The organism is Rhodobacter maris (assembly GCF_900217815.1).
Taxonomy (GTDB): domain Bacteria; phylum Pseudomonadota; class Alphaproteobacteria; order Rhodobacterales; family Rhodobacteraceae; genus Rhodobacter; species Rhodobacter maris.
The window spans coordinates 1-22,766 of the sequence record NZ_OBMT01000001.1 but is presented as its reverse complement, the minus strand read 5'-3'; the positions used below and the strand labels follow the sequence as shown (position 1 = coordinate 22,766).

Here is a 22,766-nt window from a genome sequence, read left to right as displayed (position 1 = left end):
AGCGACAATCGCCAGACGGGGAATGCCGCGTCGCGGCAAGTGGTGTCAAAACAGGCGTGCGAAAGTGCAACACTTTGCTTTCGCTGCACGGGTTCAGCCTAGATTTACCCTTTGCATTTAGCGGTGCCTGTGCTTTCCTCGCTCCGATGCTGCCGGGCTAGGCGGCTCTCTACAGCAATGACGGAGATTATCATGAAAAAAATCGCTACTCTCGCCCTGGCCGTCGGCCTGTCGGCTTCCACCGCTTTCGCCGGCGGCTACACCGCTCCGGTCGTCGAGGCCGCCCCGGTCGTCGCCGCGCCGACCTCGTCGAGCTCGGGCGTCCTGGTTCCGGTGCTCCTGCTGGTCGCCGTTGCCGCCGCGGCCGCGTCGAACTGATTTCGGCGATCGGATTTCGCCCCAGGGCAAGAATTCGGGCCGGAAAGTGCAAGCTTTCCGGCCCGAACGTCTTAAAAAGGATGGGTGAAATCTGCTCAATTCTACCTATGCTTGTCTCGTGCGAATCACCTGATCTGTGCTAGCCTTGACTTGATATCTTTGCAAAACTTGGAGTTTCCGGGATGAAAAAAACTCTCTTGCTTGCCTCCGTTCTGGTGATGGCTGCTGGCGCTTCCTTCGCGCAGGACGCGGGTAGTGCCGCTGGTGCGGGTGGTAGCGGTGCTGGCGGCGGCGCTGGCCTCGGCGCTGGCATCGGTGCCGGTGCGGTTGCTGCGCCTGCTGCGATCGCGGGCGTGTCTGTCGGGGTTATTGCGGCTGGGGCGCTCGCCGTGGCGGCTGTTGCCGCTGCCGTTTCCGAAGGTAACAACGGCTCCTCGACCGGCAGCACCTCCGGCACGAACTGAGCCCGAGCCTGTAAAGGCGCCCAAGGGCGCCTTTTCGCTCGTTGTGACAGATCAGATGCCTTTTCGGCGTCTTGTAACTGATGAAAATCGGCTCTGTTTGTGTGCCGTACAGTGGTCTAAGCCGCTGCCGACACTCGCGCACCAGAGTTGACGCTCACATCAAAGAATGCGCGCAGATCTCTCTGCACGCATTCTTTTTGTTTCTATCGGATCCATCGGCGCAGCCCTCAATCGGCGCAGCCCTCAGGGGCGCAGGGTCTGGATCGTGAAATAGCTCAATTTCGGAGACAGCCATTGACGCGATGTGGGGATCTCTCCCGAAGCGGTCACAAAATAGCTGTTGGTGATATCAAAGCCCTGGCCTGTGCAATGCTCGGCCATTACCGTGCCGTGCCAGGTGCTCCCGGCGAAACTGTAGGTCTCTCCCTGCCGGGCCGGGGCGATCGCACAACTCAACGGAATCGGGCGTTCGACACCCTGCCCGTCGAAGATCCGGATCACCCGCGCTGCAGTGCCGGTTTTCCGTCCATGGATCAGCGGAGAGACTTCGCCGACATCTGCGGAAATCATGTCCTCCCCAAGCCCGCGGGAGGCCACGATCAGGTCCGCGCGCAGGATCAGCGACTCCTGCTTCGGCGAGGCATAGGTACGCATCTTTCCGTTTTCGCCGATCATGCCCATCAGCGCCGGAAGGGGGGCCCCGTCGCGCGTCGCGAAGATCACCGGGCCCGGGTTCAGCTTCAGAGATTCCCGCGCCAGCGCCTCGAGATCGGGGGCCGCGGGCGTGGCAGCCGGGGCCGCACGCGCGGCGCGGCGCGCGGCGATGCGGGCCTTCATGTCGCCCGACATGACCGAGAAAATGTCTTCGGAGGCCCCGTCGCGGGCGCTGTCGTGGCTGCAGCCCGCAAGCACGGCGCTGATGCACAGCGCTGCCATGCCAAGCCGGATCCTTTTGTTCGCGCTCACCTCCAGAACCTCCCCCAATTCTCGTAAAGTGCGCCCATGTGATCGTTGCGCACCGTTTCATAGAGGCGGTCGTCTATGTCGAGCCGCGCTCCGCCATCGCGCAGCAGCGGGCGCAAGGTGATGTTCATGGTGTTCCGAGAGGGCTTGCCGGACAGCCAGGCAAGCGGTGCCCGGATGCTGATGCCCTTGTCGAAAGACCCTTCGCCGAATTCCTCGGACGACATGTCGGTGATTGTTGCAAAGGCCCCGACCCGCCAGCCATTGGCGAATTCACGCCCGAGCGAGATGGTCGCGCCCCAGTCCTTCGCCAGATAACGCCCCACATCGATCTCGCCGGTATAGCTGCCGCCGAAATCGTAATAGGCCGAGGCATGGCCGGTCGCCACGCTGTAATCGAGGAAGGTGAACCGCTGATCATAATCGCGCTGCTTCACCCAGTTTGTCTCAAGCCCGAGCGCCAGACGACTGTTGACCGGCTTCCACAGCAGCTCGCCGGAAACGCCGCCATACATGCGTTCCAGATAGCCGATGCTGAGGCGCGAATAGATCCCCGGCGCAGGCTGGCCAAAATGAGTGAGGGTCAGACGATTCAGGGCCAGATCGCCGTGTTTCTGGTAGAGCCAGGCGTCCGAGCGCACATGCGGTGCGCTCGAGTTCGACACGCGTGTCGTCTGGTCGAGGTTGCCGATGATCGCCTGACGCAGATCTCCCGAAAGCATGAAGCCGTTGCCCAGTTCGTATTTCGCTTTCAGGCTCAGGCCCAGATCGGCGCGGATCGGGGAGTCGGGGTCGAAATAGGAGGCGTCCAGATAGGGGCGCAGCGACCAGCGCAACCGCGGGAACAGCCCCTCGGTGACCACTTGCCCCGGGTCTTGAGGCGCTTCGCTGATGGTCGCCCGTGCAAGGATATCAGTGGCACGGGTGTTTTCGAGCTGTTCAAGGTCAGAGCGGCGCAGCGTCACCGAAGACACGGCCATCCCGTTTTCCACCAGCGTCACGGTGATCGTCTCGACCGAGGCGGGCAGGGCGCGGGTCGCGGTCCGGGCGATCCGGCCGACGGCTTGCGGCTGCGCGGCATAAGTCTCGTTGCGCACCCGCAAATCGGCCCGGGTGGCCGTGAGCGACATCGACTCGAGGATCAGCCCTTCTTTCGCCATCTCGGTTGCAAGCGCGCCCTGGATCGCGGGCTGCACGGTCGGATCGGCGCTCCAGGCGCCTGACCAGCCCGCGACATCGGCGTTTTGCGGCAGGCGCGGGCGCACCGGCAGCGGCGCGCGCTCGAGCCCCGAGGGGAAGGGCGGGTTATGCGGGTTGATCGCATGTGAGAATTGCAGGCCGATCTTGTCGCCATGCATGACGAAAAGCTGCAGACGCGAGTTGGCGCCAAGGCGGTAATCGGCGCCAAGGTTGACCGAACTCTTGCGGTCCCAGATGCCTTGCGCGACTTCTTTCTCGTAGGCGTCGGAGGAATATTCCGCCTTCAGTGTGAGCCGCTCGTTCATCGCCCAAGAGAGGCCGAAGAACGGCGCGACATCGCCGCGGAACCAGGAATTGTCGCCAAAATCCCCGCCGGTCGAGGTGTAATCATAGGCCGGGCGTGTGCCGATCGATCCGATCGAGCCGAACGAGCCAAGCCGACCCCAGCCAAGCCCGGCGCTCACCCGCAGTCGCTCGCCAAGGCTTTTTGTTGCAACGATATATTCCGAGGAATAGACGCCGGTGCCGATGAAGTCGTTCAGCCCCACGGCCAGCGCGGGGCGGTAACGGCCCTCGGTAAAGATCTGGTAGCGGATGTCGAAGGAGCGGTCGTAGAGCGCCTCGTATTCCCCGGTTTCGAGCCCGGTCACCGTATCCTTGATCGGGTTCAGCCCGGGGATGCGCGAATACCGAAAGGCACCGGTGAGGCGCGGTGAAATCTGGAAAGTCAGCGTGTTGCGCAGCGTGCCGCCACCGATCACGGTGAAGGAGATGCCCAGTTCCCCGTCATTGAAGGCTTCGGCCGAGGGCAGGTCGATCAGCCCCGGCAGGCCATAGGTGTTGCGGCTTGCGCCGGTCAGAGGTTCGGCAAGCGCGGGGGGCACAAGGATGAGCGGGGCAAGTACCGCCGCGCTCGCCCCAAGAAGGAGGGCCCGCAGGCGGGTCCGGGGCCGGGTGGGTCTGGTTCGGGCCGTGGGGGTCCGGGCCATCTGGGGCCGGTGCGGATGGGTTGACTGCACACTGTCCTCCGAAGTCTTTGGGCTGTTATACCCAGATTCTTTCCTCATACGAGAGTGAAAGAACCGCGCAGGGCAGGTTTGGGCTGCATCCTGTGCGAAAGCGGCAGCCTTGCCACAAGAAATGGACCGGCGCTGCACGAGGCAGCGCCGGGCATCGGATTTGGCCGCGCGGCCGATTACATGCAGGCGGCAAAGAGCGCGCGGGTGTTTTCGCGCGTCATCTCGATCGGGTTGCCGCCGCAGGACGGATCTTCGAGCGCCATCTCGGTGAGCATGTCGAGGTCTTCCGCCTTCACGCCCATCGCGGTCAGCGTTTCGGGGATGTTCAGCTCCTCGCGCAGCGCCACCACGGCGGCGCGGAAGCCGTCAAACCCGCCAGCGATGCCAAGATAGGCCGCGGCCTTCTCGATCCGGTCCTCGATGGCGGCGCGGTTGTAATCGAGCACCATCGGCATCACGCAGGCATTGGTGGTGCCATGGTGCGTGCCGTAGACCGCGCCAACCGGGTGCGACAGCGAATGGATCGCGCCGAGCCCCTTCTGGAAGGCAACCGCGCCCATCGCCGCGGCGCTCATCATATGGGCGCGGGCTTCAAGGTCGGTCGGATTGGCATAGACCTTGGGCAGGTTCTCGAACACAAGGCGCATGCCCTCAAGCGCGATGCCCTGGCTCATCGGATGATAGAAGGGCGAGCAATAGGCCTCGAGGCAATGGGCGAGCGCATCCATGCCGGTGCCCGCGGTGATGAAGGCGGGCATGCCCACCGTCAGCTCCGGGTCGCAGATCGTGACCGCGGGCATCAGTTTCGGGTGGAAGATGATCTTTTTCTTGTGGGTGTCGGAATTCGTCAGAACCCCCGCGCGGCCCACTTCCGAGCCCGTGCCCGCGGTGGTCGGCACGGCGATGATCGGCGCGATTTTCGTGGCATCGGCACGGGTATACCAGTCGCCGATGTCTTCGAGCTCCCAGACCGAAAGGCTTGCGGGCTGGTCGGCCATCAGCGCGATCATTTTCCCAAGGTCGAGCGCCGAGCCGCCGCCAAAGCAGACCACGCCATCATGCCCGCCCGCCTTGTAGACGGCAATGCCCGCGATCATGTTCGCTTCGGTCGGGTTCGGATCGACCTCGGAGAACATCGCGCGGCCAAGCCCGGCGGCCTCGAGCACATCCAGCGCGCCCGCGGTGATCGGCAGCGTCGAGAGCGCCTTGTCGGTCACCAGCAGCGGCTTGGTGATCCCCACCGCCTTGCAATGCTCTGCGAGTTCCGCAATCCGGCCGGGGCCGAACTTGATCGCCGTGGGATAGTTCCAGTTCATGCGTGGAACGCTCATTTCGTCACCTTCTTGAGATGGTAGGATTTCGGCCGCGTGACCGATTGGTAGCCCAGAACCGAGAGCGCGGCGCCGCGCCCGGTATCCTTGCAGCCGGTCCAGCACAAGGCCGGATCGAGATAGTCGCAGCGGTTCATGAACACGGTGCCCGTTTCGACGCGCGCGCCGATCTCGGCGGCGCGGTCGGGGTTTGCCGTCCAGAGCGAGCAGGTCAGCCCGTAGGGGCTGTCGTTCATCGCGGCAATCGCTTCCTCGTCGTCCTTGACCGACATGATGCCGACCACGGGGCCGAAGCTTTCTTCGCGCATCACCCGCATCTCGTGGTTGACGTTCACGAGGATCTGCGGCGCGAGATAGGCGCCGCCGTCATCGGCGGGGAAAAGCGCGGGGTCGATCAGCGCCTCGGCGCCCTCTGCCACCGCTTCGGCGATCTGCTCGCGCACGAGCGCGGCAAAGCGCTTGTTCGCCATCGGCCCGAGCGTGCTTTCGGGCTCGAAGGGATTGCCGAGTTTCAGCGCCTTGACCCAGGCCACGGCTTTTTCGACGAAGGCGTCGTAAAGGCTTTCGTGCACATAGATCCGCTCGATGCCGCAGCAGCACTGGCCCGCGTTGAACATCGCCCCGTCCATCAGGCTGTCGACTGCGGCGTCGAGGTCGGCGTCGTCCATCACATAGCCGGGGTCTTTCCCGCCGAGTTCGAGCCCGACGCCGGCAAAGGTGCCCGCCGCCGCGCGTTCGATCGTGGCACCGCCATTCACCGAGCCGGTGAAGTTGATGAAGTTGAAGGCACGCCCGCCGATCAGCGCCTCGGTCACGTCATGGGTGAGGTAGACGTTCTGGAACACATCCTCCGGCACGCCCGCAGCATGGAAGGCCTCGGCGAGGCGCTCGCCCACCAGCATGGTTTGGGTGGCGTGCTTGAGCACGACCGTATTGCCCGCGATCAGCGCGGGAACAAGCGTGTTGATCGTGGTGAGGTAGGGGTAGTTCCAGGGCGCGATGATGAAGACCACGCCCACCGGCTCGCGCGCGATATAGCGGCGGAACTTCTCGCTCTCTTCCACCATCATCGGCGCAAGCGATTTCTCCGCAATTTCAGACATATAGGCGGTGCGGTCATTGACGCCGCCGAACTCGCCGCCAAAGCGAGTGGGGCGGCCCATTTGCCAGGCAAGCTCCTCGACCACGCGCTCCTTCATCTCGTTGAGCTTCGCCACCCCGGCCTTGACGAGCGCGATGCGCTCCTCAAGCGGGCGCGCGGCCCAGGCGGGCTGCGCGGCGCGGGCGCGCGCGGCCATGTCTTCCGCCTCGGCAAGGCTCAAGGCCGGGCGCTCGGCATAGACCCGCCCGTCCACGGGCGAGATACACTGGATCATCTTCGTCATGTCGACCTTCCTCTGGGGCCCCTCCGGCCCCGCAAAACCTTGAACTCAGGCGCGCTCGAAGCCGCGATGGCGTTCGAAATCGGTCACGGCGCGCAGGCTCTCCTCGATCTCCCAGCGCGCGGCATGATAATAGTGCTCGACCACTTCCGCGCCCAGAACCCGGGTCAGGAAGGCCGAATCTTTTAGCGCCTCGGCCGCCTCGATCAGCGAGCGCGGCACTTCGGGCGCGGTTTGCGCCTGATAGAGATCGCCCGAAACCGGATCGCCGGGCTCGAGCATCTGCTCGATCCCCTCAAGCCCGGCGGCCAGAAGCGCTGCACAGGCCAGATAGGGGTTGAGATCGGCGCCGCCGATCCGGCATTCGACGCGGACGGATTTGGTGTTCTCGCCGCAGATCCGGTAACCTGCGGTGCGGTTGTCGAGTGACCAGACCGCTTTCGTCGGGGCGAACATGCCGACGCAGAAGCGCTTGTAGCTGTTGACATAGGGCGCGAGGAAATAGCTCAGTTCGCGCGAGAAGGCGAGCTGTCCGGCGAGGAAATGGCGCATGATCGCGCTCATGCCATGCTCGGCCTTCGGGTCATAAAAGACGTTCGCGCCATCCTTCCAGAGCGACTGGTGGATGTGGCTCGACGAGCCCGCCTTGCGGTGGTCATATTTCGCCATGAAGGTGGCGGAGGCGCCGTGGCTTTGCGCGATCTCCTTCACCCCGAGCTTGATCAGCGTGTGCATGTCGGCGGTGTCGAGCGCGTCGGAATATTTCGCATTGACCTCTTCCTGCCCCGCCTCTGCCTCGCCCTTCGAGCATTCGATCGGAATGCCCGCGGCATAGAGATGGTTGCGGATGTCGCGCATGACCTTTTCGTCCCGCGCGGTGCCCATCAGCGAATAGTCGATGTTGTAGCGCCCCATCGGTGTGGGCAGCGGATAGCCCGCGTCGAAGAGCTGGGGATAGCTCTCCTCGAAGAGGAAGAATTCGAGTTCGGTCGCCATCATCGGCGCAAAGCCCATCGCCTGCGCGCGCTCGATCTGGCGCTTGAGCACGGTGCGGGGCGCATGCGGCACCATCTCATGCGTGTGATGGTCGAGCACGTCGCACATCACGAGCGCCGTGGCCGGCACCCAAGGAAGGCGCCGCAGGGTGGCGAGATCGGGCTTCATGACGTAATCGCCATAGCCGCGCGCCCAGCTCGACGATTTGTAGCCCGGCACGGTGATCATCTCCATGTCGGTCGCCAGCAGGTAGTTGCAGCAATGCGTTTCCTCCCAGGCGCTCTCGACGAAATGCCGCGCGTGGAAGCGTTTGCCCTGCAACCTTCCCTGCATGTCGCAGATACAGGCGATCACCGTGTCGATCTCGCCCGAGGCGACGGCCGTCTTGAGCGCGTCGAAGGTCAGGTTAGCGGGCATCTTGTCCTCCAGTCAAAAGCGCGGTTCTGCCGCCGCGTCGGGGTGGGGCAGGGCCGGGATTGCTCCCGGCCCGACCGGATCAATAGCGGTAGGGCACGCCGGCCTTCATCATCGTGTCGTTGTATTTGCGGATGATCTCCACGACCTTCGCCTTGAGCGGGCTTTCGGCGGCGATCTCGTCCCAGAACTTGTGCGCGGCCTCTTCGAGCTTGGCATAATCCTCGGCCGGAAGCGAGGTCAGGGTCATGTCGGGGCCCTCGACGCGGAGCTTGGCTTCGCCCGCCCAGTACCACCATTGGCGGTGGTAATGCGACTGATCAAAGCAGGTCTGCAGCAGCTGTTGCAGATGGGCGGGCACCGCGTTCCAGCGCTCCATATTGGCAAAGAAGTGGCCAATCCAGGCGCCCGAGATGTTGTTGGTGAGGAAGTAGGGCGCCACTTTCGACCAGCCCGAGGTGTAATCCTCGGTGATCCCCGACCAGGCGAGGCCGTCGAGTTCGCCGGTTTGCAGCGCCACTTCCACATCTTCCCACGGGATCGTCACCGGAATGACGCCGAATTGCGCGAGGAAGCGCCCCGCGGTCGGGAAGGTGAAGACGCGCTTGCCCTTGAGGTCATCAAGCGAGTTCACCGGCTCCTTCATGTTGAAGTTGCAAGGATCCCACGAGCCTGCCGAGATGTGCTTGATGCCAACCTTGGCATATTCTTCTTCCCAGATCTCTTTCAGACCATAGACGTTGAAGAGCGCGGGAACGTCGAGCGAATACCTCAAGGCGAACGGGAAATAGCCGCCGAACACCGTCACTTCGGTGGGGGAGGCCATCGAGTCGTCATCCGATTGCACCGCGTCGATGGTGCCGTTCTGCATCGCGCGGAACAGCTCGCCCGTCGGCACGAGCTGGTCGGAGGTGTAAAGCTCAATCTCCATCTGGCCATTGGCGATGGTGTTGAACGCCTCGATTGCGGGCTTCACCACTTCCTCGGCAAGGGCGGGGCCCGCATAGGTTTGCAGGCGCCATTTGATCGTTTCGGAGGCGCGCGCCGGGGCCGCGAGCCCGGCCGCCGCAGCGGCACCCACCGCACCGGTGGTGAGGAACTTCCGTCTCGTCGTCGTCATCTTTCTCTCCTTGTTGTGGGGCGCCCCGTTCGGGGTCGTTTTGGCTCAGCGCCCAAGCACCGTTTGCGGCAGCCAGAGCGCGATTTCGGGAAACACCATGATCATCACAAGCGTGAAGACCATCACCAGCACGAAGGGCAGGACCGAGCGATAGATCACCGGAAGGGTGAATTCAGGCGGGGCCAGCGCCTTCATCAGAAACAGGTTATAGCCGAAGGGCGGCGTCAGATAGGCGATCTGGCAGGTTATGGTATAGAGCACGCCATACCAGATCAGATCGAAGCCGAGCGCCTTTGCAAGGCTGACAAAGACCGGCGCCACGATGACCAGCATCGCGGTATCGTCCAGAAACATCCCCATGAAGAGGAAGCTCAACTGCATCAGCACGAGGATCTGCCAGGGCGCGAGGCCGAGATCGGAGGTGAAGAAATTCTGGATCGCGCGGCCCGCGCCAAGGCCATCAAACACCGCTCCAAAAGAGAGCGCGGCGGTGATGATCAGCATGAACATCACGGTGATATGCAGCGTCTGCTTCGTGGCAACTTCAAAGACATGTTTCGAGAACCGGCCCTTGAGCACGGCCACGAGCACGGTGGCGGCCACCCCCACCACCGAGGCCTCGGTGAGGCTCGCCCAGCCGTTCAGAAAGGGCACCATCATCGCGGCAAAGATGAAGATCGGCAGCAGGCCCGCGCGCAGGAGTTTGTATTTTTCCGCCCGCGGGATCGAGGCGCGTTCCTCCTGGCTCATCCGCGGCGCGAGCTTCGGGTTCAGCCAAGTGCGCAGCATGATGTAAAGGATGAACATCACCGCCATCAGAAGGCCTGGGCCAACGCCGGCAAGCCAGAGGTTGGAGACCGGTTGGCGCGCGATCAGCGCAAACAGCACCAGCACCACCGAGGGCGGGATCAGGATGCCCAGCGAGGAGCCCGCCTGGATCACCCCCGAGATCATCAGCTTGTCGTAGTTGCGCCGCATCAGCTCCGGCAGGGCGATGGTCGCGCCAATCGCCATCCCCGCGACAGAGAGCCCGTTCATCGCCGAGATCAGCACCATCAAAAGGATCGTGCCAATGGCAAGCCCGCCGGGCAGGGGGCCAAACCAGACGTGGAACATCCGGTAAAGGTCTTCCGCGAGGCGGCTCTCGCTCATCACATAGCCCATGAAAACGAACATCGGCAGGGTGAGGAGCGGTGTCCATTTCATCAGCTTCATGACGGCCGAGAAGCCCATGTCGGTGCCGCCCGGCCCCCAGAGCGTGAGTGCGGCGATCACCGCGACAAAGCCGATCGCGCCAAACACCCGCTGCCCGGTGATCATCATGAGGAGCAGCGAGGAGAACATCAGGATCGCTATGGTGTTGTGGTCCATCAGATCTTCTCCCCGCGCAGCGTGGCAATGTCGCGGATCAGAAGCGCGGTGGCTTGCAGGAGCATCAACGCGAAGCTGAAAGTGATGATCGTCTTCAAGGGCCAGAGCACGGGGCGCCAGGCGGTCGGGTTCCGTTCGCCCACCTCGAAGGAATAGACCGTCGAGTCAAAGGCGCCATAAAGCATGATGCCGAGATAGGTCATCAGGAAGAAGACGGTGAGCGCATCGGTGAGCGCGCGCCCCTTGTGGGTGAAGCGCGCATAGACGAGGTCCATCCGCACATTGACCTCGGATTGCATCGTCCAGGGCGCGCCGAGCATGTAATAGGCCACCAGCGTGAACTGCGCCATCTCGAGCGTCCAGAGCGCGGGGATATGGGCGAATTTGGTGATCATCGACCAGACCATGATCGCCATCATCACATAAAGCAGATACATGGCGAAGCGCCCGAGCCGACGGGTCACGGCTTCGATGAAATGGACGTAAGTCACCAGAAACCGCGGCATCAGGTAACCTCCCCGCGCTGCGCGAGCGCACTCGCTGCGGCACGCAGCACGGCGCTCAGCCGGTCCGCCATCGCCTCTTGAGCGGGCGCATCGGCAATCAGATCATTGCGCAACTCCAGCATCACGTTCTTCAGACCGAGCGGCGTCGCCTGCAAGGCCAGCGTATGGGTGACTTCGTCAGCGGCACTATAGGGCTCGTTGAGCCGGGAATCGAGGCCGGTCTGCCCGCAGGCCTCGGCGAGTACGGCTTCGGCAAGGCTCGGATCGGCATCGTGGATGATGCCGCATTCGACCGCGCGTGGCTGCCCGTGCCAGACCGGAGTAAAGGAATGCACGGTGACGAGGAGGGGCCGCTCTCCGCGCGCGAGCTTCTGGGCGAGCAAAGCGCGCAATTCCGCATGGAAGGGAATGTAAAGCGCCTCGGTACGGGCGAGCCGCTCTTCGGGCGTCACCGCCCTGTTGCCCGGGATCTCATAGATCTCCGAGCGCGCAGGCATCGCACCTTTGGAGTGCGGCGGGCGGTTCAGATCGTAGATCAGCCGAGAATGGGTGGCGCGCACCAGCGGAGACTGCAGGCGGGCCGCGAGCGCTCTTGCAAGGCCGAGCGCGCCCGGATCCCAGGCGGCATGGCTTTCGCGTGTTGCGGCGTCGAGCCCGAGCGCGCCCCAGCGCGCCGGGAAAGCATTCACGGCATGTTCGCACACGAAAACGAACGGCCCCGGGGCCGCGCGTCCTTCGATGACGACCGCGCCTTCCGTCTTTTCTTCCACAGCGTCTCCCCGTCGGCGTCGATTCTTCGATCTGTCCGGGATCAGGCTTGACCGGGGCGTCGAAACTGTCAACATCATTTCAGGAATGATAATTCTGTTACAATCTGTTCGGGGCGCGATTTCGCGTCAAAGGCGAGGAGCGCCCGTTTTGGCAGCAGAGCGATGCACGATCGAGGAGGAGCTGCGGGGCGCAATTGCCACGATGACACGGGCAGAGCGCCAGTTGGCCAGCCATATCCTGCGCCATTACCCGGTGGCGCTGCTGGGCTCGGTTACCCAGCTTGCACGTGCGGCCGAGGTGAGTTCGCCCACTGTGGTGCGGCTGGCGCAGAAGATGGGCTATGGCGGCTATCCGGGGCTTCAGGGCGCGGTCCGCGACGAGCTGGAATCGCGCCTCGTCGGGCCTTTGGCGAAGCACGACCGCTGGGCAGCGCAGGCGCCCGAGGGCCATGTTCTGAACCGCTTCGCCGATGCGGTGATGGCCAATCTTCAGGCTACGCTTGCGCAGATCGAGCAGACAGATTTTGATGCGGCGGCGGCGCTGCTTGCAGACCCGAACCGCAAGATCTTCGCGACGGGGGGGCGGATCACGCTGGCGATGGCGGAATATTTCGTCACCCATATGAAGGTGATCCGGCCGCAGGTGGAGCTTTTGATGCCGGTCTCGAACGCCTGGCCGCCCGCGCTTCTCGAAATCGGGCGTGGCGATGTGCTATTGGTCTTCGACATCCGCCGTTACGAGAACGCCGTGTTGCAACTTGTGGAACTGGCGGCAGAGCAGGGGGCCGAGGTGGTGCTGGTCACCGACCCCTGGGTAAGCCCCGCTGCGGCGCATGCAAGGATCCGGCTCTCGGCGCAGGTCGAAGTGCCCTCCGCCTGGGACAGCACAGTGGCAATCCAGCTCATCGTCGAGACGCTGATGGCGGCGGTGCAGGATCTGACCTGGGAGACGACGGCGGCCCGCATGCGCCGCCTCGAAGCACTCTATGAACGGGCGCGCTTCTTCCGCGGCCGGAAATAGGGGCAATCTCCGGAGGTCCGGAGCGCGGCTTCCAGATCTGAGCCCGCGCGGTCGGGCGAAATTCCGGCTTCAACGCCCGGGTCAGAGGCCCGTCGCGCCAGATCCGCCCTGCGCGGAGCGGGCGGGGCCGCGCGCGATCCGATAAAGGAGCACGCCTTCGGACTCTTCGGCGCTGATCAGCCGGTGCCCGGCATGAGCGCAAAAATGCGGCACGTCGATCCAGCTTGCGCGGTCGGTCGCGCGCATCTCCACCACTGCCCCCTCGGGGAGGGCGAGCAGCGCCTTGCGCAGGCGCAGCACGGGCAGCGGGCACAGCAGGCCGCGCAGATCGAGCATGAGGGCGGGGGGCGTGGACATGGGCTTGCCCTAACGCTGCGGTACCGCCCTGTCCACGGCAATGTGAGGTTTTGCCGGATGACGCATCGCCCCGGGCCTGCTAGGAAAGCGCCATGTTCGGGATCGACATCATCGATGCAGCCTTCCTGCCTGCCGCCTTCGCCGCTTTCGTGGCGGGGGTGATCTCGTTTCTGAGCCCCTGCGTGCTGCCGATCGTGCCGCCCTATCTGGCCTATATGGGCGGGGTGACGGTGAGCGAGATGGGCGCGGGCAAGGCTGCGGCGCGGGGCCGGGTGCTGATGGCAGCGCTTTTCTTCGTTCTCGGCCTCTCGACGGTGTTCCTGATCATCGGTCTTGGCGCCTCGGCGCTCGGTCAGGCGATGGGCGGTGCGCGCGACACTCTGGGCAAGGTCGCGGGCGTTGTGGTGATGATTTTCGGGGCACATTTTCTTGGCATCTACCGAATCGGATTTCTTGACCGAGAGCTGCGGGTCGATACCGGAGACCGCGGCGGTTCGGCCTTTGGCGCTTATCTGCTCGGCCTCGCTTTCGCTTTCGGCTGGACCCCCTGTCTGGGTCCGGTGCTGGGCACCATCGCCTCGCTCGCGATGATGGAAGGGGGAATCGGCCGCGGCATGGCGCTGCTGGCCGTTTACGCCGCGGGGCTGGGCTTGCCCTTCCTCATCGTCGCCGCCTTCTTCCCGAGCCTTGGCGGTGCCATGGCCTTCATGCGCCGCAACATGGGCCGGATCGAGAAAATCTCGGGCCTGCTGCTCTGGACGGTCGGGCTGTTCATGCTGACGGGGGCGCTTTCGGATTTCTCGTTCTGGATCCTCGACACGTTCCCGGCGCTGGCAGAGTTCGGCTGACGCGGGCCGCGCCGCGGCCCTGCGGCTGACGGGAACTTGCTTTGACCCTCCGCCCGCCCCGCGCTATAGGGCGACAATCGGGGCCACTTGCCCCATGGGAGTGCCTTTTGATCCGCTTCGTCCTCTCCACGCTCGGGGGCCTGTTCTCCTGGGTTGTCACCGCGATCTTCTTTGCCGCGCTGACGGTCGGGGCGATCTTCTGGATGTATGGGCGCAACCTGCCCAGCCACGAGCAACTCGCGCAATATACGCCGAAGACGATCAGCCGGATCTATTCCGGCGAGGGCCGCCTGATCGACGAATTCGCCGAGGAACGGCGGATCTTCGTGCCGATCGCCGATATTCCCGATGTGGTGAAACAGGCCTTCGTCTCGGCGGAGGACCAGAACTTCTATATTCACAAGGGCTATGACGCGCGCGGCATTCTGGCGGCGGCCTTTGCCGCGATCAAGTCGGGCGGCAAGGATGTGCGCGGCGCCTCCACCATCACCCAGCAGGTGATGAAGAACTTCCTGCTCGACGGTTCGCGCTCGGCCGAACGCAAGATCAAGGAGCTGATCCTGGCGGCGCGGGTCGAGGAGGCACTGTCCAAGGATCGCATCCTCGAGCTTTATCTCAACGAGATCTTCCTCGGCCAGAATTCCTATGGCGTTGCGGCGGCTGCGCAGACCTATTTCAACAAGCCGCTGAGCGCCCTGACGATTGGCGAGGCGGCCTATCTGGCGGCGTTGCCGAAAAAACCGGCCGAGCTGCATCCGGTGCGCAACTACGACGAGGCACGGCTGCGCCGCAATTATGTGCTGCGGCGGATGTTCGAGGATGGTCACATCGATCAGGCGACACTCGAGGCCGAGCAGGCGAAAGAGCTCAAGACCGTGCAGCGCGGCGATTATCCGCCGTTCCGCGAGGCGTTGCCGCCGCGCGACTATTTCACCGACGAGATCCGCCGCCAGCTCTCGAAAAGCTTCGGGCAGGAGGAATTCTTCGGCGGCGGTCTGACGATCCGCGCAACTGTCGACCCCAAACTTCAGGCGCAGGCCGCGAAGGCGCTCCAGGATGCGCTTGAGAAATATGACCGCAGCCAAGGCATCTGGCGCGGCACCAAGGCGACAATCCCCGCCGATCAGCTCAAGGACGAGGCATCGTGGCGCGCCGCGCTGGCCGCTGTTCCCACCGATCAGGCGCCGCGCGACATTGAGGGCTGGCATCCGGCGGTGGTGCTGGAAATCTCCGGCCCTTCGGCGCGGATCGGCATCGAGGGGGTGGACGAGGACGCAGACGGCCACTGGATCCCGGCCGAGGATGTCACCTGGGCGCGCAAGCGCGACAAGGATGGCAAGCTCGGGCCGCGCGCCAAACGCGCCTCCGACCTCGTGGATGTGGGCGATGTCGTGCTCGTGCGTGCGATCACCAAAGACAGCGACGGCAGCTTCGTGCGCTGGTCGCTGCGGCAGGTGCCGCAGGTCGAGGGTGCCTTCATGGCGATGGACGTGCACACCGGCCGGGTGCTCGCGATGCAGGGCGGCTTTTCCTACCAGTCTTCGGTGTTCAACCGCACCACCCAGGCGATGCGCCAGCCCGGCTCCAACATGAAGCCGATCGTCTATGCGGCGGCGCTCGATTCCGGCTTCTCGCCCGAGACGATCGTTGTCGACGCGCCGATCGAGGTGAACACGCCGCAAGGCCTCTGGCGGCCGAAGAACTCTTCGAACAAATATTACGGGCCGACGCCCTTGCGCACCGGGCTTGAGCAGTCGCGCAACCTGATGACGGTGCGGATCGCGCAGGAGATCGGCATGGAGACGGTGGCGGGCTACGCGCGCCGTTTTGGCGTCTATGATGATCTTGGCCCCTATCTGGCCAACGCGCTGGGCGCGCAGGAAACCACGATGTACAGGCTGATCTCGGCCTATGCGATCCTTGCCAATGGCGGGCAGCGCGTCGAGCCGACGCTGGTTGACCGGGTGCAGGACCGCTGGGGCCGCACGATCTATCGCCACGATCAGGGGGCCTGCCTCGATTGTGCTGACCCTGGTCTGCCCGCAGGGCTCGGGCCGCGCATCCGCACCGACAGCGAGCAGGTGATCAACGCCATCACCGCCTATCAGATGGTGTCGCTGATGCAGGGTGCGGTGCAGCGTGGCACCGGGACCGGCGTCAACCTGCCGGTGCCTGTCGCGGGCAAGACCGGGACCACGAACGACGCGAAGGATGTGTGGTTCACCGGCTTCACCTCGAACATCGTCGCCTCGTGCTACATGGGGTATGACCAGCCGCGCGGGCTTGGCCCCGGCGCTTATGGTGGCACGCTCTGCGTTCCGGTTTTCAATGCCTTCATGCAGGAGGCCGTGAAGGATTACGGCGGCAGCAAGTTCAAGGTGCCCCCGGGCGGTTACTGGCAAAATTACAACCGCTTTACCGGCGAGATCCTCCCCGATGGCGTGCGCGGGGATTTTGTGCAGGCCGAATATATGCGCGAAGATCAGGAAATGCGCGGTTTCGGCATGATCGTCGACGGCGGTTTTGCGATGGGCGCGGATCTGCCGCTCTTCGCGCAGGGGGAGAGCGACAACAACACCACTGTCACCACCTCGACCGGGCAGACGCGGGTGATCCCGAAAAAGGCCGATTTCGGCACGCTCTCGGCAGGCGGTTTGTACTGAGCGGCGCGCCGGGGCGACTTCGGCTGCTTCGGCTTTTGTCGCGGGGCGCGTCCTGCTAGAGTTTCCGCAATTCGTGCATGGACCCCGGGATGCTCCTCGACAGTGCCATCTTCCTTCTTGCCATCGTGATCTTCGGGGCGATGTTCTGGCCAGGCCTGCGCCGCCGGCCGCGCTGGCGCGCGATGATCACGCCGCTCGCCTCGATCATCGGCTCGGGTTTTCTGGTGCTCGGCCCGATCCTGCAAAGCGAATACGGTGGCTATGCACCTCTCGCCATGGCGCTGCTTTGTCTTGTCGCCTGGGCATTCGGGGCGGCCGTGCGGGTCAATATCGCCGCGGAAGACCGACCCGCGCGCCCTGAGCGCCGCCGCATCGAGGCGCTGGCACAGGCGGTGCTCGCCTTCGCCTATGTGATCTCGGTGGCTTATTACCTCAACCTGTTCGGCGCCTTCGCCGTGGCGCTCACGCCATGGCACGGGGCGTTTGCCGGCCGCATCGTCACCACCGCGATGCTGCTCGGTGTGGGCCTCGCAGGGTTTTCGGGGGGCTTCAAGGCGCTGGAACGGCTCGAATATGCCTCTGTCGCGCTCAAGCTTGCGATCATCGCCGGGCTGATCCTCGGCCTTGCGGGCTATTTCGCCGACCGCGCCGCGGCAGGGGCGCTGGTGGTCGCCGCCCCGAGCCTCGCGCCCTGGCAGGCGCTCACGCTGGGCTTTGGTCTCATCGTCACCGTGCAGGGCTTCGAGACCGCGCGCTATCTGGGCGCAAGCTACGATGCGCCGACCCGCATCGCAGCGATGAAACGCGCGCAGGGGCTCTCGAGCGCGATTTATCTCGCCTATATCGGGCTTCTGGCCTATGTGTTCGCGCCGGGCAGCCATGCGCTGAGCGAGACGGCGATCATCGACATGATGGGGGTGGTCTCGCCGGTGCTTCCGGGCATGCTGGTGGTGGCGGCGCTGGCCGCGCAGCTCTCCGCCGCCGTGGCCGATACCTCGGGAGCCGGGGGGCTCACGGCAGAACTCAGCCGCGGCCGCCTGCCGGCGCGGCCCGCCTATCTCGCCCTCGTTGCCGCCGGGACCGCGCTCACCTGGACCGCCGATCTCTTCACCATCATCGCCTATGCCTCGCGCGCCTTTGCCGCCTATTACGCTGCGCAATCGGTGCTGGCCGCGCTGGAGAGCCGGGGCGCACGGCGCGCCGGGTTTGCGGCGCTGGCCGTTCTCGGGCTTTTGATTGCGGTGTTCGGTGCGCCCGCCGAGGGCGGGTGAACCCGGTGCCGCGGTTTTGCGTTGAGCCGATCCCGGGGCTTTGCTAGCCTCTCCTCAGTGTTACCGGAGACCTGAATGGACCGTCGTTGCCTTCTCGCCGGCCTTGCCGCGCTGCCCGTCCTGGGCGCGCCGCGGCTCAGCCTTGCCAGCCCCACCCTCGCCGAGGATCCCGCCGCCAACCCCGAAGTGGCGCCCAAAAATCCGCGCTGGCCGATCGCGCCACAATATTACCCGACCGAGGTGGAGGTGAAACCTGCGCTCGCGGTGGGCTCGATCATCGTCGTGTCCGACAAGTTCTTCCTTTACCATATCACCGCGCCGGGGCGCGCGATGCGCTACGGTGTGGCGGTGGGCAAGGCAGAGCTGAAGTTCCGCGGTCAGGCCGTGGTCGCGCGCAAGGTCGAATGGCCGAACTGGAAGCCGACGCCCGAGATGGTCGAACGCTCACCGAGCCATTACGCCCGCTATGCCGAAACCGGCATGCCTGGCGGACCCCGCAACCCTCTGGGTGCCAGGGCGATGTATCTTTACCAGAACGGGCACGATACGGCGATCCGCATCCATGGCACGGTCGAGCCCGCCTCGATCGGCCATGCGGTCTCCAACGGCTGCCTGCGGATGGTCAATGACCATGTGATCGCGCTTTACGACACAGTGCCGATCGGCACGCCGGTGACGGTGTATTGATGCAGCTCCTTTCGGTGGGGGACGCGCTCGATCACGGCTTCGATACCGTGATCGATGTGCGGTCCCCGGCCGAATTCGCCCGCGACCATCTGCCCGGCGCGATCAACCTGCCGGTGCTGTCGGATGCCGAACGCGTCATGGTGGGCACGATCTACAAACAGGTGGCCCCGTTCGAGGCGCGCAAGCTGGGCGCGGCTCTGGTGGCGCGGAACGCGGCCGCTCATCTCGAAGGCCCGCTCGCCGACAAACCGGGCGGCTGGCGCCCGCTCATCTATTGTTGGCGCGGCGGGCAGCGCTCGGGCTCTTTCGCCACGATCCTGCGCCAGATCGGCTGGCGCGCGGAACTGCTCGAGGGCGGCTACAAGAGCTGGCGGCGGGTGGTGATGTCTGCGCTCGCTGCGCCGCCGATCTCCCCCGTGGTGCTGCTTGACGGCAATACCGGTGCGGCGAAGACCGAGATCCTGCGCGCCGCGGCGGTGCAGGGCGCACAGGTGATCGACCTTGAAGGGCTCGCGAACCATCGTGGCTCGATCTTTGGCGCGATGCCGGGCGGGCAACCCGCGCAGACTGGTTTCGAGAGCCGGCTGGCCGAAGCGCTGGCGGCACTCGACCCCGCGCGCCCGGTGCTGATCGAGGCGGAAAGCGCCACACTCGGCGCGCTCACCCTGCCCGGAGGGCTGTGGCAGGCGATCCGCGCCGCGCCGCGGCTGCGCCTGGTGGTTCCGCGGCAGGAGCGCGCCGCCTATCTCGCCCGCGCCTATGCCGATCTCTGTGCCAATCCGCTGATGCTTGCGCGGTTGATTGACCGGTTGCGCCCCTATCATGCCGCAGAACTTGTGCACGACTGGCACCGGCTGGCGGGGCAAGAAGATTTCGTTGCGCTCGCGGGCGCGCTGATGGCGCATCATTATGACCCGCGGTATGAGCGCCATCGCGCCCGCGCGTCGCACCGTGCGGTTGCGCTCGCGGTCCCGAGCCTGGCGCCCGCCGCGATCGCGCCGCTCGCCGCGCAGGTGCGCCGCGCTGCCGAGGCGATGGCGCGGGGAGAGGATTTCGCTGATTTCACCCTTGACGCCCCGTGCGGCATCGCTTAGTCAGCGCGCCAGTGGCTAGGTAGCTCAGCAGGTTAGAGCACGTGACTCATAATCACGGGGTCGGGGGTTCGAGTCCCCCCCTCGCCACCATTTTCCCCCCCCAACTATCTCCGGCGTCCGAACCGACCAAGGCAGAGATGCGGCCGATGACTTCGGCCTCTGTCTGACCATCTCCGCGATCATGGATCACCACGCGGTCGATCAAGCTGCGGAAGGCGTCGAACATCTCGCGATCTTCTTCCGGGTCGATGTTCGGCAGGTGGGTGCGCAGAAGTTCGAGCACGGCGCGCATCTGGCTCAGGGCCGCCGGGTGCATGGTTACGACGCGCGCATCAGGAGCAGTCGCGAGCGCGGCTTCTGAGCGGTGCAGATCCTCTCGCAGGGGAATGATCTCCCGGTCAAAGAAATCCTCATCGACCCGTCCGTCGATCAGCGCCTTCTGCAGGCGGGTGATTGCGGCCTTCGCCTTTGCGACGGAACGCTCGGCTGTTGCACGGGCGCGTGCCTCATTGCGGCGGTCTTGCTGTGCAGCTTCGATATAAGAGGCAACCAATTCGGGGCGAGAGAGCTTGTCGATCAGACCTTCAATCACGGCATGCTCGATTAGATCGAGCCGGTAGGTCTTACTGTTGGAGCAGCTGCCGCTTTCCTTGAAGGTCGAGCATCTGATGCGGATCGCCTCACCGCGCTTGTCGTGCATGGTCATGCCGCCGCCGCAGCAGGAACAGCGCAGCAGGCCTGACAGGAGGCGCTTGTGCTTGCGCGCACCGCGCGGGGTTTCGTGCGATCTGCGGGCTTTCTCATCTTGGGCGAGATGCCATTGATCAGCCGGTATCAGCGCAAGCTGCGGCGCCTCGGCATATTCCCATGCGCTTTCCGGGTTCATGCGCGGAACGCGCTTGCCGGTTTCCGGGTTGCGCACTATCGTCGTCTTGTTCCACACGATCCGGCCGATATAGAGCGGGTTCTGCAGGATGCCATGGCCGCGCGTCTTGTTGCCGTTGATCGTGCTGGCGTTCCATTTTTCGCCGCGCGGCGGCGCGATCCCGTCCGCATTCAGCCCGGAAGCGATCGTCCTAGGCACGGCACCGGCAAGATATTCCCGGAAGATGCGCCGCACGATTGCTGCCTCCGGCTCGAAGATCTGCAGCACGCCAGGCTCTCCCGGCGTTGGGCGATAGCCATACGCCCGCCCGCCCGCATGGCGCCCGTCACGGATGACGCCGGAGAGGCCGCGCCGCGTCTTGTGTTTTAGATCTCCGATGAAGAGCGTAGAGAGCAGCCCGCGGATGCCGACCTGCAGCGCGTCAGCCTGTCCATCATGTACCGTCATGATATCGACGCCAGCGAACTGAAGCCGCTTGTAGAGACCTGACAGGTCTTCGGTATCTCGGCTCAGGCGATCGAGCGATTCGGTGATGATGGCTGCGAAGGCGCCGCCTCTGGCGTCGTGAAGGAGACTCTGCAGGCCTGCCCGACCGTGGATCGTCGTTCCGGACCTGGCGCGATCGGCAAAGACCTCGACGATTGTATATCCTTCTCGCTCGGCCCAAGCGCGGCAGAGAGCGACCTGATCCTCGATGGATCGGTCATTTTGCAAGTCGCTGGAGTATCTGGCATAGATGGCAGCGCGTTGCATGAATTCTCCTCGGCGCCAAGGTCTGCGCCATGTTTTTCGGCGAATCTGATCGCGGCGCGCCAGAAATCGCTCAGGTCGGAAGGATATGCGCGGCTGCCGTCCATGGTCAAACCTCGCACAGCGCAGCAGTGCCCCATTGCGCGGCGCAGGCCTCGGCGATGCCTTGGAAGGTGCGCGATCGGAATCGCCAGCGCTCCGGGCCGGGCGACGCGCGATGGACGGCGCTCCATGCCTTGTGCGCGGCGGTGCCGGGCTTGGGCGGGGTGAGCTTGTTGGTGGGCACCAGCTCGGGCAGACCGCGCAGATACCAGCCTGTGGCCTTGAAGGCGGGCTCGCCAAACCACCACGGCTGCACGATCTGGGGCCGCGGCAGATCCGCGGGCAGGCGCGCGCGGGCGTGCTTGTGCATCACCGGGTTCTCGATCGCCACGCGCGCGATCGGCGCTCGCCAGCATGCCGAGAAGAGCGCTGCACCTTCGTCGAGCTCGGCCCACATCTCGGCTTGCGTCCGACCGGGCGGCGGGGTGTGCAACCAGCGCACGCCGCTGTTGCACAACCGGGTGCAGGGCGGATGGCAGACGGCGAGGAAGTCCCATCCGTCGCTCAGATAGTCGCGCACATCGCCGGTGATGTGGCGGTTGCTGCCGTCTTCGGCGGGCAGGAGATCTACGCTCCACATGTCATGCCCGCGCGCAGCAAAGGCGCGGCGCATCACTCCGCTCGTCTCGCAGCCGATCAGCCCTCGCATCAGGTGAGCCCTTGCAGCATCAGCGCGACTCCTGCGGCGAGAAGCCCGGCCGAGCCGTGAATGAGGATGCCGAGCTGCGCGCCGTGGTCGGGATCCTCGGCGATATCGGCCGCCTTCGCGGTGACGATGGCCTGATGGAAGCCCGCAGTCGCGGCGGCAAGGGTGAGAAGCCCGAGAGCGAGAAGGATCGTGTTCATCGGGGCTCTCCTTGATGGAAATGCACAGGATCGGGGCGCGGGCCTTCGAGCGGGGTGATCTTCACCGCGAGGCCAGACAGCAGGCTGCGCGTGATGTGGCCTTGTAGCCAGCCGCGGCCTCCGGGGGTGTGGTAGTCGACCTCGCGCAGACCATTGTCGCGGATCACTTCGTCAAGCTCTGGGTCGATGGTTTCGACGCGGACGGGAAAGGTCATGGAAGGCTCGCATGTTGGGGGAGCTGCGGCGCGCTGCAAAGGGGAAGGCGCGCCGCAGCGTTACCCCGCGCGGGGGAGGTGCGCGGGGATCTCAGATCATGCCGAGGGCGGA

At 64.7% G+C, this 22,766-nt stretch carries 22 protein-coding genes and 1 tRNA gene; 9 read left to right on the top strand and 14 right to left on the bottom strand.

What is annotated here, in order from left to right; translation table 11 throughout:
• The first annotated feature begins 192 nt into the window (after positions 1-192).
• Positions 193-378 carry a hypothetical protein gene (locus CRO22_RS00115; RefSeq protein ID WP_097068089.1) on the top strand — a complete coding sequence of 62 codons (186 nt, stop codon included), beginning with the start codon at positions 193-195 and terminating at the stop codon, positions 376-378.
• A 182-nt stretch (positions 379-560) separates the two neighbouring features.
• Entirely contained in the window at positions 561-842 is a 282-nt protein-coding gene (locus CRO22_RS18750; protein WP_097068088.1) for a hypothetical protein, read from the top strand.
• A 243-nt stretch (positions 843-1,085) separates the two neighbouring features.
• Here the strand turns inward: CRO22_RS18750 and CRO22_RS00105 are convergent, their stop codons facing one another.
• From CRO22_RS00105 to CRO22_RS00065, 9 genes are all read right to left on the bottom strand, one after another.
• Positions 1,086-1,808 (bottom strand): YjbF family lipoprotein, encoded by a 723-nt coding sequence (locus CRO22_RS00105; RefSeq protein WP_141399393.1) that lies wholly within the window; start codon positions 1,806-1,808, stop codon positions 1,086-1,088.
• On the bottom strand, positions 1,805-3,994 hold the full coding sequence (locus tag CRO22_RS00100; RefSeq protein WP_097068086.1) for a YjbH domain-containing protein: 2,190 nt from the start codon (positions 3,992-3,994) through the stop codon (positions 1,805-1,807). The genes CRO22_RS00105 and CRO22_RS00100 overlap by 4 nt, the downstream gene beginning before the upstream one ends.
• A gap of 206 nt (positions 3,995-4,200) precedes the next feature.
• Positions 4,201-5,355: an iron-containing alcohol dehydrogenase gene (locus tag CRO22_RS00095; protein ID WP_097068085.1), complete on the bottom strand. Its 1,155-nt coding sequence runs from the start codon at positions 5,353-5,355 to the stop codon at positions 4,201-4,203.
• The gene (locus CRO22_RS00090; protein ID WP_097068084.1) at positions 5,352-6,740 is read right to left on the bottom strand and encodes an aldehyde dehydrogenase family protein; all 1,389 of its coding nucleotides are present in this window, start codon (positions 6,738-6,740) and stop codon (positions 5,352-5,354) included. Before CRO22_RS00090 ends, CRO22_RS00095 begins: the two co-directional genes overlap by 4 nt.
• Before the next feature lie 45 nt (positions 6,741-6,785).
• Positions 6,786-8,150 carry a glutamine synthetase family protein gene (locus CRO22_RS00085; protein WP_097068083.1) on the bottom strand — a complete coding sequence of 455 codons (1,365 nt, stop codon included), beginning with the start codon at positions 8,148-8,150 and terminating at the stop codon, positions 6,786-6,788.
• Between the two features lie 79 nt (positions 8,151-8,229).
• Positions 8,230-9,267: a TRAP transporter substrate-binding protein gene (locus tag CRO22_RS00080; protein WP_097068082.1), complete on the bottom strand. Its 1,038-nt coding sequence runs from the start codon at positions 9,265-9,267 to the stop codon at positions 8,230-8,232.
• Positions 9,268-9,312: 45 nt separating this feature from the next.
• Positions 9,313-10,638: a TRAP transporter large permease gene (locus CRO22_RS00075; RefSeq protein ID WP_097068081.1), complete on the bottom strand. Its 1,326-nt coding sequence runs from the start codon at positions 10,636-10,638 to the stop codon at positions 9,313-9,315.
• Entirely contained in the window at positions 10,638-11,144 is a 507-nt protein-coding gene (locus CRO22_RS00070; RefSeq protein WP_097068080.1) for a TRAP transporter small permease subunit, read from the bottom strand. The genes CRO22_RS00075 and CRO22_RS00070 overlap by 1 nt, the downstream gene beginning before the upstream one ends.
• Complete coding sequence (locus CRO22_RS00065; protein WP_245860835.1) at positions 11,144-11,914, bottom strand: N-formylglutamate amidohydrolase; 771 nt, start codon at positions 11,912-11,914, stop codon at positions 11,144-11,146. The genes CRO22_RS00070 and CRO22_RS00065 overlap by 1 nt, the downstream gene beginning before the upstream one ends.
• Before the next feature lie 148 nt (positions 11,915-12,062).
• On the opposite strand from CRO22_RS00065, the gene CRO22_RS00060 reads away from it, so the two are divergent.
• The gene (locus tag CRO22_RS00060; protein WP_097068079.1) at positions 12,063-12,935 is read left to right on the top strand and encodes a MurR/RpiR family transcriptional regulator; all 873 of its coding nucleotides are present in this window, start codon (positions 12,063-12,065) and stop codon (positions 12,933-12,935) included.
• Positions 12,936-13,016: 81 nt separating this feature from the next.
• On the opposite strand, the gene CRO22_RS00055 is transcribed toward CRO22_RS00060, so the two are convergent.
• Complete coding sequence (locus tag CRO22_RS00055; protein WP_097068078.1) at positions 13,017-13,292, bottom strand: sulfurtransferase TusA family protein; 276 nt, start codon at positions 13,290-13,292, stop codon at positions 13,017-13,019.
• 92 nt (positions 13,293-13,384) lie between these two features.
• Here CRO22_RS00055 and CRO22_RS00050 point away from each other — a divergent pair, with 92 nt between their 5' ends.
• The 6 genes from CRO22_RS00050 to CRO22_RS00025 all read left to right on the top strand — a co-directional run bounded on the left by CRO22_RS00050 (position 13,385) and on the right by CRO22_RS00025 (position 19,945).
• Complete coding sequence (locus CRO22_RS00050) at positions 13,385-14,140, top strand: cytochrome c biogenesis CcdA family protein (protein ID WP_097068077.1); 756 nt, start codon at positions 13,385-13,387, stop codon at positions 14,138-14,140.
• A 107-nt stretch (positions 14,141-14,247) separates the two neighbouring features.
• Complete coding sequence (locus CRO22_RS00045; RefSeq protein WP_097068076.1) at positions 14,248-16,803, top strand: penicillin-binding protein 1A; 2,556 nt, start codon at positions 14,248-14,250, stop codon at positions 16,801-16,803.
• Positions 16,804-16,892: 89 nt separating this feature from the next.
• Positions 16,893-18,074 (top strand): hypothetical protein, encoded by a 1,182-nt coding sequence (locus tag CRO22_RS00040; RefSeq protein ID WP_097068075.1) that lies wholly within the window; start codon positions 16,893-16,895, stop codon positions 18,072-18,074.
• Positions 18,075-18,149: 75 nt separating this feature from the next.
• Positions 18,150-18,761 (top strand): L,D-transpeptidase, encoded by a 612-nt coding sequence (locus tag CRO22_RS00035; RefSeq protein WP_097068074.1) that lies wholly within the window; start codon positions 18,150-18,152, stop codon positions 18,759-18,761.
• The gene (gene mnmH, locus CRO22_RS00030) at positions 18,761-19,855 is read left to right on the top strand and encodes a tRNA 2-selenouridine(34) synthase MnmH (RefSeq protein ID WP_097068073.1); all 1,095 of its coding nucleotides are present in this window, start codon (positions 18,761-18,763) and stop codon (positions 19,853-19,855) included. The genes CRO22_RS00035 and mnmH overlap by 1 nt, the downstream gene beginning before the upstream one ends.
• A gap of 13 nt (positions 19,856-19,868) precedes the next feature.
• Positions 19,869-19,945 (top strand) — tRNA-Met (locus CRO22_RS00025).
• On the opposite strand, the gene CRO22_RS00020 is transcribed toward CRO22_RS00025, so the two are convergent.
• From CRO22_RS00020 to CRO22_RS00005, 4 genes are all read right to left on the bottom strand, one after another.
• The gene (locus CRO22_RS00020; protein ID WP_097068072.1) at positions 19,908-21,494 is read right to left on the bottom strand and encodes a recombinase family protein; all 1,587 of its coding nucleotides are present in this window, start codon (positions 21,492-21,494) and stop codon (positions 19,908-19,910) included. The genes CRO22_RS00025 and CRO22_RS00020 overlap by 38 nt on opposite strands.
• Positions 21,495-21,600: 106 nt before the next feature.
• A complete protein-coding gene (locus CRO22_RS00015; RefSeq protein WP_097068071.1) occupies positions 21,601-22,242 on the bottom strand; it encodes a hypothetical protein in 642 nt (213 codons plus the stop codon).
• Positions 22,242-22,439 carry a hypothetical protein gene (locus CRO22_RS00010; RefSeq protein WP_097068070.1) on the bottom strand — a complete coding sequence of 66 codons (198 nt, stop codon included), beginning with the start codon at positions 22,437-22,439 and terminating at the stop codon, positions 22,242-22,244. Before CRO22_RS00010 ends, CRO22_RS00015 begins: the two co-directional genes overlap by 1 nt.
• Positions 22,436-22,654, bottom strand: coding sequence for a hypothetical protein (locus tag CRO22_RS00005; RefSeq protein WP_097068069.1), 219 nt, complete (start codon positions 22,652-22,654; stop codon positions 22,436-22,438). The genes CRO22_RS00010 and CRO22_RS00005 overlap by 4 nt, the downstream gene beginning before the upstream one ends.
• Positions 22,655-22,766: the final 112 nt, after the last annotated feature.